Raw genomic sequence first — 14,877 nt, 5'->3', positions numbered from 1 at the left:
AATTTTCATGTCTATACTGTTTAGAGAAGGTATTCCATGCCATTCGGATTGCCCTCCAGCACATGATAAGTTTATAACCGTTCCTATAATTAGGAACGGTCTTATTTCATTCAACTATCCTTTTTAGTTACAGTAACTGTTTTTTTTATAAGCATTACTACACAGTTTCTTCTGTTCAAGATAAATTTTCACTAAAATCATTCAAATTCTCTTCACTATTTAATACATATGTTTCATATAATAGTCTTTAATATTCATTCATACGATTAAACCATAGTCTTTTATTTTTATAACTTTTACACTTAATTCTAATACACCCTTATTTGCATGATTAGAATGTGCAGCTTCATGTTGTCCAAAATAGCTTGTATTCTGCTCCATCTAAATAAATTAAAAGTTATAGCATGTATTTTTAGCTAGGGGTAACGATAACATTTCAGAAACCTCATGCTAAGCAAATTCGGATAAGAAAAGTGTCTCTGTTACACCCTGTACCAGAGACAAACTATTTATTTTTTCTTGATAACTAAACTTTTCACAAAGAAAGAATTTAAACAATTTATAGAATTAATACTTGAGAAAAAATAGGAGCAGCCTATCGTGACAGACTCCTCCTGAAATACACCCCTTGTATACATATAGGAAATGAATTTATTTTACCAATAATGAATATTCACCATTTTTATCATCAAACTTATAAACATTCAAATAATATTTCCCTGGTTTCGCTACGAATTTCCCCTTTATAGTATTTCCTTCATCTTCACCACAAGCTACGTAATTTTGCATGTCTGATTCATGATAAAGTACCCATGTCATCCCAATATTTTGTTCATTTACCACAGAAATATCTACTTCTTTTGGATCTGTAACATTAAACGTATAAACATCTGTTTGATCAGGAGTAATCAGATTTCCTTTTACAAGCGTATTAAACGGGAGTACCTTCTCCTCTTCATAAGATTCACCTGTTTGCGGATCTTGTTTTATAGTAACTTTTGTCTGTTCTTTGCTTTTTTTTCCTCTACTATCTTTCACTGTTAGTTCCACAGTGTATGTTCCTTTTTCTCCATATACATGGGTAGGATTTGCTTCTGTACTTGTTGTACCATCTCCAAAGTTCCATAGATAAGAAGTAACTTTTCCATTTTCACTTGTTGTACCATCGCTATGAAATTGAATCTCTTCATTTACTATCCCGCTGTATGGTCCATTCATATTTACTATAGTATTTGTTTTTTCCTTTTCCTCAGTTGCAACACCATGAAAAACAATATCATATTCAAACTCGTTAGCTGCATTCACACGATAGTTTACAAAATAGGCTGTAACTGTTTTATAACCACTCCAACCTTTTTGGGATAACTGCTCTAAAGTTCGATTTACTTGTTTACTCATCGTTTTCCAATCTTCAGACTCACCTTTTGATGTACCACCTGTATACTTGCCTTCCACGGTAAATGTATTAAAGAATTGCGACTCATATTTTGTAATTTTGGCATCTTTTATATTTGCTACATCCACAATTTCGTTTTTCACTTCAGCTAGCGGCTTTGGTGCGTGTTGAATTAAATAATCATTTGTTACTTGCGGTACATTATATTTATCTTGATTATCAATCAACTGCTGCATATATGCTTGATATTCTGCATTCAATTGTGTATTGTTGCTCAATGATTCACGATATGAGTCATAATTTTTCACATCGTTTGCACGGATTAAATCTTGAAGCTTATCAAATGTTTCAAATTGATGATTATACAAATATGACTGTAGTGCAAAGGAATACTTATAAAAGTCCCATGATCCATATTTTGAGAACAAAGTTTGCTTTGCTGTATAACGGCTTGCTGGATCAGATGATAAGCCACTTATCATACTTTTACGCGGAACAACATTATTTGTACGTGTAGATCCTGCAAAAAATTCTGCATTCCCTTCTTGGAACCAAGTTAATCGTTCATTTTGATACATTTCTCCGCTTCCAAATAAACCAGGAACCTCATATCTTCCTTGTAAATAGTGAGTGAACTCATGACGGAACAACTCTTCTAAACTATAAATACTCTGCTTTGGCGTACGCTCATATGTAAAGAAAGTCCCCTTCTCTTCAATATAAATTCCACCGTTGTTTGTTTCATATCCATATAATTGTCTATTTAATTGATATTCATCTGGATTATTATAAATTACTATTGTTAGTACATCATCAGCGTTACCCGGTTCTAGCGCTTTATCATTACCAATTACACGATGATATTGTGCCTTTACTTCTTTGGCTGCCCAATATAATTTCTTAATTTTTTCTTCTGTTACTTTATCTCCCGTCTTGAAGACAATTGATCCGTCATCAAATGTATATGTTTTAGGTAGGTATTGTCGTTTCCCTTCTTCACGTATTTTCTGTAGATCTACTGCATTTCCACTATAATCTTTTCCACCATAGTTTGTTTTAATTTGTTCTACTGCTACAAAATAAGGTCCACTTAGACGAGGATACAAGCTCATCGCTTGTGTAATAACTTCCAATCCTTTGTTTGAATTACTATGAAATTTCCCTAAACGACCTGCATAATAAATACCATTATTAATTAGCCAACCATTTTCATTTGTTATATTCCCCACGAGAGCAATTCTATTAACCTCATTTATAAAGTTATCAATCTTTCCATACCACATTGTTTCATTAGGTTGCTTATTCGTATCCTGCAAATAAGACTGTATATCATAATCAATTCCTTTTATAATTTCATATATGGCTTGTCCTTTCGCATAATTGCTTACATACGTTGAAAGGTTATCATTATATTGTTTTAAAACATTTACTGCATACTGTATTGTTTCAGTATCACTAGAGGCATTACCAATTAATTTTCCATATGCAGCTACTACTCTATCTTGCTCAGCTGTACCTAATGTGAAGTTTGGATTTTTCGCAATCGCTTTCAATGCTGGTAAACACTTGTCATGGAAGCTTCTCTCTTTTAAATAACTTAATTCATTATTATAATATCCTACATAAAAAGCAGAACGTAATACTTCAACAAATGTTTCAATGCCCTTTGAGTTTTCTTTCGTAAACGTCCTTCCTCGTTGTCCTAATTCATTAATGATAACGTTCATGCGTTCTTTATTCTGATAAAATGCTTTCGTATCTTGATTGAATTGAAATAAATCCGTAATTTGATTCCAAGAAATTTTTGATAATGTATCAATGAGTTCGCTATTAGGCATTTTATTCAGTTCTGCCAGAGTATAGCTTTGCTTTAATTGAATTTCATCACGTTTCATAACCAGAGTAGGACGTTGTGAAAAATCTCCTATTTTTAAACGTTCTTCAAAAGTCAAAGTTTCGTCCGTTTTTGTAGCATGTACAATTTCATCTTTTGAAGTTTCTGTCCCCATTGGTTTCATCTGTAAGATATTATAGGGTGCTGTTTCTTCTGCTGATACCTGTGTTTGAATACTTCCAAATGATAATGCCATCGTACTAATCCCAATCATCATTTGGGTAAATTTTAAATTCTTGTTCATTACATTTCCTCCATTTATATATTCCATCCAAAAATATAACATTTTATCTTAATAAATCATTATAATATGTATTATTTCATATTTTATTACATGAATTTCCTTATAAACTGATATTAAATAAAATATTATAGAAGTTCTTTCTTTTTCATCCTTACTCATGAATTGGGTATATCTTTTGTTTGAAATTTACGGGTTCATCGCAAGAAACCAAACTCTCTGGCAAGATTTCATAAGATATTTGGTGATAAAAAGCTTTGGATTTCTTAAGCAAATAGTTGTAATTCAATGGATACAGAAATAGACATACAAAAACGTGATCTTTTCTTATAATTTTACAAAAAGAATAACGTATTTTTTTATAAAAAATACTCGTCAAAGTGTAAAATAAAAAGGGCTATCTCAGCCCTTTTTGTTTTATAAATCCTCTATATTATATTCAGTATATCCCTCATAATAGTAACTACTATTAATACTTTTCATGAATATTTCATGACTATTTATTTCATCTACTAATACATTTTGGAGTAAATGCTTAATCTCAATATCTTTAATTGGGCTGCGTTCCATTACAGTAAATAATCTTCTTTATCAATTTTATTGCAGTCGACCACCTGATGAAATTCATTTTTAAAGATTAAATCTCCCCATATTCTTGTCGCTCTATCGTTTCCTTCTCTAAAGGGGTCGGCTATATTCATTTCAACTTAAAGAGAGTCTGTGTTTTGACACAAGCTCTTTTTTATTGCATTTCAAATATATTCAACAAGGTGAGTCTTTTTCAATTACAGCAATATAGAAAAAAGTCTGGTTCTGATGTAAAAACTTCAAAATAACCGCAATTAATCTATAAAACTCGGACATACCAATGAAGAAGCATTCAAACGAATCCGGACTGTTTAAATTTGATTATAAAACTATTTTTCTCTAGCAAAATAAAGCAAGGCTATGGTCGGAAAAGCGATTCCTATCCATAATGTTAGATTCCATCCTCCTAAGGCATATGCCCATCCTCCAATAAAGGATCCAACAGCACCTCCTAAAAAGAATATAGCCATAAATAGCCCATTTAATCGACTACGAATTTCTGGACTCAACGAGAAAATTAAACGTTGGCTAAGCACAAGGTTTGCAGATACTCCCATATCCAACAGAATTGCAGCAATTACTAAAACAGCTATTCCTATGGGCGAACTACTTTGAATAATAAGTGGAAGTAATAAAGAAATAATAACAATAGTGAGAGCTATCCCAGTGGCGGGTCGTGTCCAGCCAAGATCAGCTAGACGACCACCTATTGGAGCGGCTATTGCACCTGTAATTCCGACAAGTGCATATAATGCTATGGCAGTCTGAGAAAAATGAAAAGCAGGACTAGATAATAATAATGGAACAGTGGTCCAGAATAAACTAAAAGCCCCAAATACACAAGCATGATAAATGGCGCGACGGCGTAAAATTGGAGTAGTACGTAGCAGTTGCCACATTGAATTAAGTAAGGCTATATAATTTGTTTTCGCCTTTGGTTTCCTAGTAGGGAGTACTTTCGATAATACAAACGCTAAAACAATAATTACAGTAGCAGATAAAGCAAATATTGCATTCCATCCCCACATATCGGCTACTAGACTAGATATCGGTCGCGCAAGCATAATACCTAATAACAGACCACTCATGACATTGCCAACTACGCGACCGCGTGCATTCTCCGATGAAAGATATGATACAAGAGGTACGAGTACTTGCGCTGCGACCGAACCCAGTCCAATAAAGAATGAAGCAATTAACAACAAGGTTGCGCTTTTTACAAAAACCATAGAAATGAGTGCAAATGCACTTAAAAATAACAATATAAGTATCAATTTTTTATTCTCAACAATATCCCCCAAAGGCACAAGAAATAATAAGCCAACAACATATCCAATTTGAGTTAGCGTTACAATTAATCCAGCGCTACTATTAGAAAGCCCAATTTCATTACTAATTACCCCAATTAAAGGCTGTGCATAATAAAGATTAGCCACAATAATACCACATGCAGTTGCTAAAAGAATGACTAAGCCTGATGAAATATCCTTATCAATTGCTTTATTTTTAAAATTAGACATAACTATTTCCTCCCATACTTTTATTTCAAAATTACTAAATCACCTTGGCAAGTACTACTGCGATGCCATTTTTTATTGTAATAAATTAAGTTTGAGCTACTTTCCATTCTGCTTTTAAAAGGTCCAATTTCTTCTCTTTTTTATCCCCCTTATCTAAATGTTTTAGCAATTTAATTTGTGATTTTTGGAACCTAAATATATCCATAACATTACAAGATGTTAGTTAGTTAATTAATAAACTAAACGTTCAGTTTATTAATTAACTAAAATATATACTAAACGTTCAGTTTTGTAAATAGGCTATTTTGTTTTTTGTTCGTATTAAGTATACTAAACGTATAGTTTATGTTTTGAAAGGAATGATTAATGTGCAAGGTAAAAGAGGTCGACCACGTAATATTGAAACCCAAAAGGCCATACTTTCTGCGTCCTATGAGTTATTATTGGAAAGTGGCTTTAAAGCAGTCACAGTCGATAAAATTGCAGACCGTGCTAAAGTCAGCAAAGCTACGATTTATAAATGGTGGCCAAATAAGGCTGCTGTGGTAATGGATGGTTTTCTTTCTGCTGCTGCTGCTAGATTGCCTGTACCTGACACAGGTTCAGCATTGAATGATATTTTAACTCACGCTACAAGTTTAGCCAGTTTTTTGATCAGTCGAGAAGGAACTATTATCAATGAGTTAGTTGGTGAAGGGCAATTTGATTCGAAACTAGCAGAGGAATATCGTGCTCGATATTTCCAACCACGTCGACTGCAAGCAAAGCAACTTCTGGAGAAGGGAATTAACAGAGGAGAATTAAAAGAAAACCTCGATGTTGAATTAAGCATCGATCTCATTTACGGGCCAATTTTTTATCGGTTGCTAGTAACCGGTGAGAAGTTGGATGATTCCTATGTACATGACTTGGTTATAAACGCATTCGAAGGGATACGTTTGAAGTAATTAACATATAAACAAAGATTTAGATTTCCACTGTTTCCTATACTGATGTAACTTGTATTAACTTAATAAATAAAGTATCTAATTTTTTAAAACTGTTGTATATGGGATCGTCCCCGTATGCATCAGTTTTAAAACAGGATTAATCAACAAGCTAATCACGCTTCCTTTTTGATTTTTTGCAGGTTGTAATGTTTATTAGTTATTCATTTTTCATTTAAAAATAGATTAAAACCACATAAGAACCCTGAATTTGTATTGTATACAGTTTACCTATTCTAATTAGTTTTCATAAAATATATTCTGTTTACACAGGAATGGCTAGGTTTTAATCTCTTCTGAATCTAAGGTTTCATCAAATAAATGAATGGCTGTAATTTGTCTACAATCGTAGGTATGATAATAATATGTACCAGACTCCATACACATTGTGCTTGTATAGATGGTATTGTCTAATATCCCTTCTTCTGTGATTACTCCACCCTTAGGAACTTCGCAATTTGATAAGATATGAAAACCGGCTGATATTCCCTCTTCTTTTGAATCGTGATATATTTTAGATGTTGATATCATTGGATTTAAGCAATAATTACTTAAAAAATTAATAAATAAAAACCCTCCACAGCTGCAATTCTATCCTCATTTTTATTAACCAAATCATACTGTAAATCATTTGTGAGCACTGCATATTTCATAATAATCCTACCTCCAATTAACTAAGAATTTAATTTTTCTAAAATACAATATCCATTATCCCACCAGTAGTAAGAATATGTAAAATATTATTTTTTATCTGAATTTTCTAGATGATTTTCTGAAAATTAATACCTAATAGGACTCTATTTCCTATTAGGTATTAATTTAACGCTTTTTATTTTGAATAATCACTCATATGTAATTAAAGTTTTTCACTCTCTGTAAAAAATGATTTATGTTCTACTGGAGAAGAAAGCACTATCAAGGTTGTAGGCTTTCCATACTCTAAGCACAAATTAATATAGTCTTCGAGTGTATGTACAGATTCCGTCACTACCTTTGTTAGATAACTATACATACCGGCAATACGGTGGCATTCAACCACATCCGAATGTTCCATTGCAAACTTTTTATATTTATTGCAATCCCTTGGTTCCATCAAAACAAACGCAGTAATATGTTTTTTTAATTCTTTCGGATTAACAATCGTGCGATAACTTATAATTACCTCCTGTTCTTCTAGTCTTCTAACTCGCTCTGTAACAGAAGGAGAACTCAAACCTACCAGTTTTCCTATTTCAACCATACTTAAACGTGCATTTTCCTGAAGATGAGAAAGAATCTTTAAATCTGTATCATCCATTGCTTGGCCTCCCCTTGATTAATTAAGAAAATATTTAATAATTCTTAAATTCTTTAAGAAAATTATAATTAATACATAAATTATAGCATGTTATCTTTTTTTTAAACTTTATATAATTAATATCAATTAACGAAAGAGAGGCTGAGAATCTTGACACAACAATCATTGAAACGTTCAATTACTTGGGTACAGGGGACCGCATTAACCATCGGAGCTGTGTTAGGTTGTGGAATCCTTATTTTACCTTCAATTACTGCAAATAGCGCTGGACCAGCTTCAATTTTATCTTGGGTTATCATGTCTATATTAGCTTTTCCTATTGTAGCGACTCTAGCGCGTCTTGCTAAAATGATTCCTAGTGCTGGAGGAATTACAGCTTATGTTCAAATGGCATTTAATGCAAATACAAGTGCCATCCTAGGCTGGATTATGTTAGGTTCTATTCCTATTGGAGTACCTATTATTGCTTTAACAGGTGCCCATTATATTGGATATGTTTTTCCAATAAGCAATCTTAGTGTTATAGGAATTGCAGCATTAATTTTAATTACCTCTTTGCTCCTACATATAAAAGGGATAGAACTATCGTCAAAAGTTAGTGTGTTTGTAATTTGTATTATTTCACTTTTAATAGTTGTCGCTGTTATCGTTTCTATACCATATGTAAAATTAAGTTCTTTTACACCATTTGTACCAAACGGGTGGTCTTCCGTTGGCGCTTCTTCTGTAATTATCTTTTTCTCCTTTGTAGGGTGGGAAATGATAACCCCATTAGCTGAAGAATTTAAAAGACCTGCTAAAGATATTTCCATTAGTTTATTTTTAGGAGCAATTTGTATCTCCATTATGTACATTGCTATATCTTTTGTAACAATAGGTACTCACTCATATGGTGATAAGAATCAGATAGCTTCCCTTAGTATTCTAATATCAAAAGGATTAGGACCAATAGGTACCTATATAACAACTATCTTAGCAATTTTCATTTCGTTTAGTGCTGTACATGCTAACATTGCAGGTTTTTCAAGGATGATTTACGCTCAAGCTAGAGAAGGACATTTCCCTTCCTTCTTTGCTAAGTTACATTCTCAATTTCAAACTCCAACTAGGATATTACTAGTTTTAGGAGGAATTTTTAGTTGTATTTTAATTTTTTATGGTATGACACGACCAAATTTAGAAATGCTTCTTAAAGGTCCTAGTGTAATATTTATTACCTCATATATTTTTACAATGCTAGCTGCTCTTAAATTATTAAAAGTGCGTGATATTGGTTGGTGGATGGCCTTCCTATCTCTAATTATATGTATTATTGTATACTCATTTAGTGGTTGGGCTATTTTCTATCCAGTTATCTTATCAATTATTGGTTGGATTTATATAGTTATAAATAAGAAGTATAGTACTATAACCAATCATCAAATAAATATATCAAATGAAAAGTAGTTTCTACTCCTATAAACTCATACCATAGATTATATACCGTTATTAGCACTATCCAGGTTGGAATAAGTACAGTTTCAGCTGACTTATAATTAGATCAATGTAATTTAATAAAATATGAATGATTAATAGAAGTTATTTTTCATCTTTCAATTAACAACCCTTTTTTATAACGTACCTCTGCAAAGAAACGTTATAAAAAAGGGTGATTGATTATGTGCAGACCCTCTTTCCCCTTACTTCACATATACATAAGTTTCATTTGCAATTACAAAGTAGGTTTTATCCTTACTGTTGTATATTTTATATTGTAGCGAACCTGCACCAAAACAGTATAAATATAGGTTCTCGTGCAGTTTTTTTCAAACTATAATAAACTCCGGAAAACCAACTAAGGAGCATAATAGATGAGATTTGTTAAAGAAAAGTAGTTTGAGAAAGATAATATGTCTGATATTCTAAAGGAACGTGGTATTTCAATTTATCCAACGACCATTATGCACTAAATTCGTGAATATGAAAATTTTATCCGTTATATTTGAAAAACAGCATAGCAAAAATACATTTAGAAATGGATGAACTATATATAAATGTCAACTAATCTATGTAGAAAAACGTTCACTTAATTGTGCATAAAATTACTCAACTTCGAGAGCTAAGTGATTCTTGAGGGATGATAAGAATATCTGTAGATGCTTCAAGGTAACTACATAATGGTGTGAGTTATATACTTACAATTTCGGGTTAAACCATACACATAAAACAACTAACTCCTTTGCTCAATATTTTCTTTAGCTAGGTGTTCTAGAGCACAAGGAAATATATGTCGTTGCAATTTCCCACTTAACTTAATGTCTAGTTTAGTGTACCACCTCCAATTACTGCGTTACTTTTCGGGTTCAATTCATTATATTTTCTACTTTATCTTTATACTCAACATATTCTTTTCCCTCCATCACCGCTATCACCGCAAATTCATCATTTAAAACCATTCAACCCACATGTTTGCATTAATCACTCCACATATAGTGATACATTTTATGCTACCTAGCCTTATCTCCCCTTCATTACTTCCTCTTCAAGTTGATTTCTATATGTAAGCATAGCAATTATCTTTGTACGATTTTTTTCATCAGATTCAAATTGCTCAATTGTTACGTCACAACGAATCGTATCCCCACTAAAAACAGGACGCAAAAATTCAAAATCCATCTTACAAGCTAATACGTTATAATCACCGCCGATTTTTGTAGAAAGTGTTGAAGTTAACAGTCCTTGTACAACAAATCTCCCTTGCTCATCTGGTGTAACATGGTGCGCCCCCTCATCCCTAGAAACCTCTGTGAATAAAGCAATATCTTCTTTCGTAAAAGTTCGTTCAAAGGTGGTTTTTTCGCCTACTTGTAATTTAATTTCATTGGTACCCCTCCTCAAAGCTCTTTTAAAATAAGAAAAACCGAAACTAAAAATCATTTCGGTTTTTCTAACTAAAGAAGTCTATTTATTTTAAAGAATGAACAAACAACCCACTACGAAGTTTCGGTTCAAACCACGTTGATTTCGGTGGCATGACTTCTCCGGCATCTGCGATTGCTAATAAATCTTCCATAGATGTCGGATATAATGCGAATGCTGCTTTGTATTCGCCGCTGTTCACAAGGCGTTCTAGTTCTTCTAATCCGCGGATTCCTCCGACAAAATCGATACGTGAATCAGAACGCGGATCATGTATTTCAAGCACTTGGCTTAATAAATGGTCTTGCAGAATAGATACATCTAAACCTCTAACAAGATCATTCGCATCAAACGTTTCCTCTTTCACTGTGAGCTTATACCACTTCTCATTTACATACATACCAAATGTTTTTGGCTCATTTGGTTTATACGGAGAAACAGGTACTCCTTCTACATAAAAGTACTGCGTAATTTGATTTAAAAACTGTTCCTCTGATAAGCCATTTAAATCTTTCACAACTCGGTTATAGTCCCAAATCGATAATTCATCATGAGGGAATAGAACCGATAAGAAGAAATTAAATTCCTCTTCTCCTGTGTAATTTGGATATTGTTCTCTTCGCATAAGTCCTACTTTTGCAGCTGATGCAGAACGGTGATGCCCATCTGCAATATAAAGATTAGGAATATCTTCAAATGCGTTTACTAAAGTCGTAATTACATCTTCATCTGCAATCTTCCACGCAACATGCTTAACACCGTCTTCTGCTGTAAATGTATAAATTGGCGCATGCTCTTCTTTCCAGCTTCTAATTAAATGCTTTACTTCATCTTTTGTACGGTACGTTAAAAAAATCGGACCTGTATTTGCGTCACACACATCTACGTGGCGAATACGATCTAGCTCTTTTTCATGACGTGTTCTTTCATGTTTTTTAATTGTATCATCTTCATACTCATCAATAGATGTACAAACGACAAGGCCTGACTGCGTTCTTCCTTGCATCGTCAGTTCATAAATATATAGCGCTGGCTCTTCATCTTGTATGAACACTTCTTCTCGTATAAATTGCTTTAAATTGTCTCCCGCTTTTTCATACACGCGATCATCGTACGGTGACAGTTCAGGATCTAAATTAATTTCTGCTTTATCAACATGCAAGAAAGAATATGGATTCCCTTTTACAACTTCCCTTGCCTCTTCACTATTTAATACGTCATACGGTAAAGCTGCCACTTGTGCCGCTTTTTCCTCTACTGGACGAATGGCCCGAAACGGTCGTATTTTTGCCACATTCCTCTCTCCTTTACACAATCATTCGAACGGCTACAACACCTGTAATTTTGCTTATATTTTCTACAATATTCTCTTTTATTATATCATCAATTCCGTTATCGATATCAATCATTGTGTATGCCCAAGAATGTTTACTACGATTAATCATATCGGCAATATTAATATGATGTTCCGCTAAGCATCCTGTAATTTGCCCTACCATATTCGGGACGTTTTGATGCATAATTGTAATTCGTTTCTTTCCGATATACGGCAATTCTACGTTTGGATAGTTTACTGAATTACGAATATTTCCTGTCTCTAAATATTCACGTAATTGGCGTGCTGCCATTACTGCACAATTTTCTTCTGATTCAGACGTAGATGCACCAAGATGAGGCGTTGCTGTTACATTTTTCATCTTTATTACATTTTCATTTGGGAAGTCCGTTACGTAATGTGTAATAATATCTTCTTCTAATGCTTTTTGAAGAACCTTTTCATCTACAAGTTCTCCTCTAGAGAAATTAAATAGACGCATCCCTCTTTTCATCTTCTCTATAGCGTGTTCTCCAATAATCCCCTTCGTTTGATTCGTAAGAGGAATATGCAATGTAATATAATCACACGTTGCAAAAATTTCATCAAGGCTAAATGCTCTTTGCACATGTGTAGAAAGACGCCAAGCTGTTTCAACTGAAATGTAAGGATCATATCCAACAACGTCCATCCCTAACGCTAACGCATCGTTCGCAACTAAAGCACCGATTGCGCCAAGTCCGATAACACCTAGACGTTTCCCTGCAATTTCTGATCCAACAAATTGTTTTTTTCCTGATTCAACAAGCTGTGGTACTTCTTCACCCTCTAAGTTTTTCGTCCAACTTACACCATTAATAATGTTACGTGAAGACATAATAAGACTGGCAATAATGAGTTCCTTTACGGCGTTTGCATTTGCCCCCGGCGTGTTAAATACTACAATTCCTTTTTCTGTACATCGCTCGACAGGAATATTATTTACACCAGCGCCAGCTCTTGCAATCGCCTTTAAGTCTTTTGAAAATTCTTCTTGATGTAAAGAGTAGCTACGAAGCAAAATTCCATCTGGATGATTGATTCTATCTCCTACTTCATAACATTCTTCAGTAAAAACTTGCAAACCTTTTTCTGCAATTTGATTTAACGTTTGAATACGAAACATATCCCCATCTCCCTATCTATTCTCAAGCTCAAATTCCTTCATATAATCTACTAATTGTTGTACGCCGTGTGCTGGCATCGCATTGTAAATACTTGCACGCATACCGCCAACTGAGCGATGTCCTTTTAGCGTAACGAAACCGCGTTCCTTCGCTTTTTGTAAAAACTCACTGTTCAGCTCTTCTGACGGTGTTGTAAACGGAATGTTCATAAGTGATCGATACGTAGGATCAACTGGTGAAGTAAACAATTTTGATTCATCTAAGAAATTATAAAGAAGTGAAGATTTCATTCTATTTTGTTCTTCAATCGCAGATACTCCGCCTTGCTCTTTCAACCACTCTAGTACAAGTTTCGTTACGTAAATACTAAAGGACGGCGGTGTATTATATAAGGAGTTATTTTTACTGTAAGTTTCATAATTTAACATTGTCGGACAAGAGCGATCTGCTCCCCCAATTAAATCTCTTTTTATAATAGCAATCGTTAAGCCCGCAGGTCCTAAATTCTTTTGCGCCCCCGCATATATAAGACCAAACTTCGAAACATCATATCGCTCTGATAAAATATTTGAGGACATATCCGCAACGAGCGGCACTTTTTCTACATGTGGAATGTCCACATATTTTGTCCCCTCAATTGTATTATTCGTTGTAATATGTACATAATCTAGTTTTTCATCACTTAATAAACCGTCCAGTTTAGGAATCGTAGTAAACTTCTCTTGCTCGGAAGAAGCAATCACTTGTACTTCCCCAACTTTTTCGGCTTCTTGCAATGCCTTTTTAGACCATGAGCCAGTTAGTACGTATCCAGCTTTTTTATACGTATTCATTAAGTTCAACGGTATCATAGAGAATTGTAATGACGCACCGCCTTGTAAAAATAAAACTTCATACTCATCAGGGATGCTCATTAATTCACGAAGTAAGTTACTCGCTTCCTCTATAATACTTTGAAAATAAGAAGATCGATGACTCATTTCCATAATAGACATGCCTGTCCCGTTATAATTTAATAGCTCCTTTTGCACTTTCTGTAAAACTGGCAAAGGGAGTATTGATGGTCCTGCTGAAAAATTATAGACTCTCTCCATTACCCTCATAACCTCCCTATTTCTCATCGGATTATTTTTTAAACTTTCTGAATTATAACCTAAAATATAATATGTGGTCAATTTGTTTTCTATTATTAGGGCGCAAGACGCGATGGAATCGCTTGCAAGTGCAGACTTTTTTATGGACATATAAAAAAGTGTTAAGTACATAATCGTACTTAACACTCTAATAATGAAAGAATAATAGCTAATCGTTCGTAAAGAACCGATCAAAAATTTGATAAATAGCAGAGAGACCAATGAGCCAATAAATAGTGTCCACAAGCGCCGGCATAGAACCAAACCATTTCTCAACTACATTGTAATCTAACGCTACAAATAACCAATTCAAACCGCCAAGAATCACCAAAATTACTGTAAGGTAAGACAAAAATTTCATTATGATTGCCCCCTAGGTGATAAGATGGTGAAAGGCCTTTCACTAGAAATATATGTAGTAAACTTTAAAACTTACCTATTTT

General features: G+C 33.7%; 11 protein-coding genes and 3 pseudogenes. 2 read left to right on the top strand and 12 right to left on the bottom strand.

Translation table 11 applies throughout. The features are described from left to right. Nucleotides 1-258 precede the first annotated feature (258 nt). From ACS2QP_RS16410 to ACS2QP_RS16395, 4 genes and pseudogenes are all read right to left on the bottom strand, one after another. Entirely contained in the window at nucleotides 259-381 is a 123-nt protein-coding gene (locus tag ACS2QP_RS16410) for a hypothetical protein (RefSeq protein WP_078421534.1), read from the bottom strand. Nucleotides 382-651: 270 nt separating this feature from the next. Next, nucleotides 652-3,534, bottom strand: coding sequence for a collagenase ColA (gene colA, locus ACS2QP_RS16405; RefSeq protein WP_332284244.1), 2,883 nt, complete (start codon nucleotides 3,532-3,534; stop codon nucleotides 652-654). Nucleotides 3,535-3,948: 414 nt separating this feature from the next. Then, a pseudogene (locus tag ACS2QP_RS16400) lies at nucleotides 3,949-4,238 on the bottom strand (protein adenylyltransferase Fic); the annotation flags it as partial. Nucleotides 4,239-4,448: 210 nt separating this feature from the next. Next, nucleotides 4,449-5,639, bottom strand: coding sequence for an MFS transporter (locus tag ACS2QP_RS16395; protein ID WP_242259283.1), 1,191 nt, complete (start codon nucleotides 5,637-5,639; stop codon nucleotides 4,449-4,451). A gap of 368 nt (nucleotides 5,640-6,007) precedes the next feature. Between ACS2QP_RS16395 and ACS2QP_RS16390 the strand changes: the two genes are divergently transcribed. Further along, complete coding sequence (locus ACS2QP_RS16390; RefSeq protein WP_001161705.1) at nucleotides 6,008-6,586, top strand: TetR/AcrR family transcriptional regulator; 579 nt, start codon at nucleotides 6,008-6,010, stop codon at nucleotides 6,584-6,586. 318 nt (nucleotides 6,587-6,904) lie between these two features. Here ACS2QP_RS16390 and ACS2QP_RS16385 read toward each other — a convergent pair. The 3 genes and pseudogenes from ACS2QP_RS16385 to ACS2QP_RS16375 all read right to left on the bottom strand — a co-directional run. After that, nucleotides 6,905-7,129: pseudogene (locus ACS2QP_RS16385) on the bottom strand (linear amide C-N hydrolase); the annotation flags it as partial. A gap of 65 nt (nucleotides 7,130-7,194) precedes the next feature. Continuing rightward, a pseudogene (locus ACS2QP_RS16380) lies at nucleotides 7,195-7,278 on the bottom strand (cysteine hydrolase); the annotation flags it as partial. A 203-nt stretch (nucleotides 7,279-7,481) separates the two neighbouring features. Then, entirely contained in the window at nucleotides 7,482-7,922 is a 441-nt protein-coding gene (locus ACS2QP_RS16375; RefSeq protein ID WP_000342842.1) for an Lrp/AsnC family transcriptional regulator, read from the bottom strand. Between the two features lie 150 nt (nucleotides 7,923-8,072). On the opposite strand from ACS2QP_RS16375, the gene ACS2QP_RS16370 reads away from it, so the two are divergent. After that, entirely contained in the window at nucleotides 8,073-9,368 is a 1,296-nt protein-coding gene (locus ACS2QP_RS16370) for an APC family permease (protein ID WP_332284561.1), read from the top strand. Between the two features lie 1,050 nt (nucleotides 9,369-10,418). Here ACS2QP_RS16370 and ACS2QP_RS16365 read toward each other — a convergent pair. The 5 genes from ACS2QP_RS16365 to ACS2QP_RS16345 form a co-directional block, all read right to left on the bottom strand. Then, a complete protein-coding gene (locus ACS2QP_RS16365) occupies nucleotides 10,419-10,778 on the bottom strand; it encodes an enoyl-CoA hydratase (RefSeq protein WP_438882643.1) in 360 nt (119 codons plus the stop codon). 88 nt (nucleotides 10,779-10,866) lie between these two features. Further along, complete coding sequence (locus tag ACS2QP_RS16360; RefSeq protein WP_332284559.1) at nucleotides 10,867-12,114, bottom strand: DUF1015 domain-containing protein; 1,248 nt, start codon at nucleotides 12,112-12,114, stop codon at nucleotides 10,867-10,869. Nucleotides 12,115-12,127: 13 nt separating this feature from the next. Continuing rightward, nucleotides 12,128-13,300, bottom strand: a complete 1,173-nt coding sequence (locus tag ACS2QP_RS16355; protein WP_332284558.1) for a 3-phosphoglycerate dehydrogenase family protein — start codon at nucleotides 13,298-13,300, stop codon at nucleotides 12,128-12,130. A 12-nt stretch (nucleotides 13,301-13,312) separates the two neighbouring features. After that, the gene (serC, locus tag ACS2QP_RS16350) at nucleotides 13,313-14,395 is read right to left on the bottom strand and encodes a 3-phosphoserine/phosphohydroxythreonine transaminase (RefSeq protein WP_438882616.1); all 1,083 of its coding nucleotides are present in this window, start codon (nucleotides 14,393-14,395) and stop codon (nucleotides 13,313-13,315) included. Nucleotides 14,396-14,603: 208 nt separating this feature from the next. Further along, the gene (locus ACS2QP_RS16345; protein WP_000670804.1) at nucleotides 14,604-14,795 is read right to left on the bottom strand and encodes a DUF378 domain-containing protein; all 192 of its coding nucleotides are present in this window, start codon (nucleotides 14,793-14,795) and stop codon (nucleotides 14,604-14,606) included. Nucleotides 14,796-14,877 lie beyond the last annotated feature (82 nt).

Origin of the sequence: Bacillus cereus group sp. Bce019 (assembly GCF_051781745.1) — a bacterium.
Taxonomy (GTDB): domain Bacteria; phylum Bacillota; class Bacilli; order Bacillales; family Bacillaceae_G; genus Bacillus_A; species Bacillus_A cereus.
This window is presented reverse-complemented; position numbering and strand designations above follow the sequence as displayed.

Coding starts and splice junctions, on each gene's coding strand:
- ACS2QP_RS16410 (WP_078421534.1), bottom strand. CDS start 381: ATGGAGCAGAATACAAGCTATTTTGGACAACATGAAGCTGCACATTCT.
- colA (WP_332284244.1), bottom strand. CDS start 3,534: ATGAACAAGAATTTAAAATTTACCCAAATGATGATTGGGATTAGTACG.
- ACS2QP_RS16395 (WP_242259283.1), bottom strand. CDS start 5,639: ATGTCTAATTTTAAAAATAAAGCAATTGATAAGGATATTTCATCAGGC.
- ACS2QP_RS16375 (WP_000342842.1), bottom strand. CDS start 7,922: ATGGATGATACAGATTTAAAGATTCTTTCTCATCTTCAGGAAAATGCA.
- ACS2QP_RS16355 (WP_332284558.1), bottom strand. CDS start 13,300: ATGTTTCGTATTCAAACGTTAAATCAAATTGCAGAAAAAGGTTTGCAA.
- serC (WP_438882616.1), bottom strand. CDS start 14,395: ATGGAGAGAGTCTATAATTTTTCAGCAGGACCATCAATACTCCCTTTG.
- ACS2QP_RS16345 (WP_000670804.1), bottom strand. CDS start 14,795: ATGAAATTTTTGTCTTACCTTACAGTAATTTTGGTGATTCTTGGCGGT.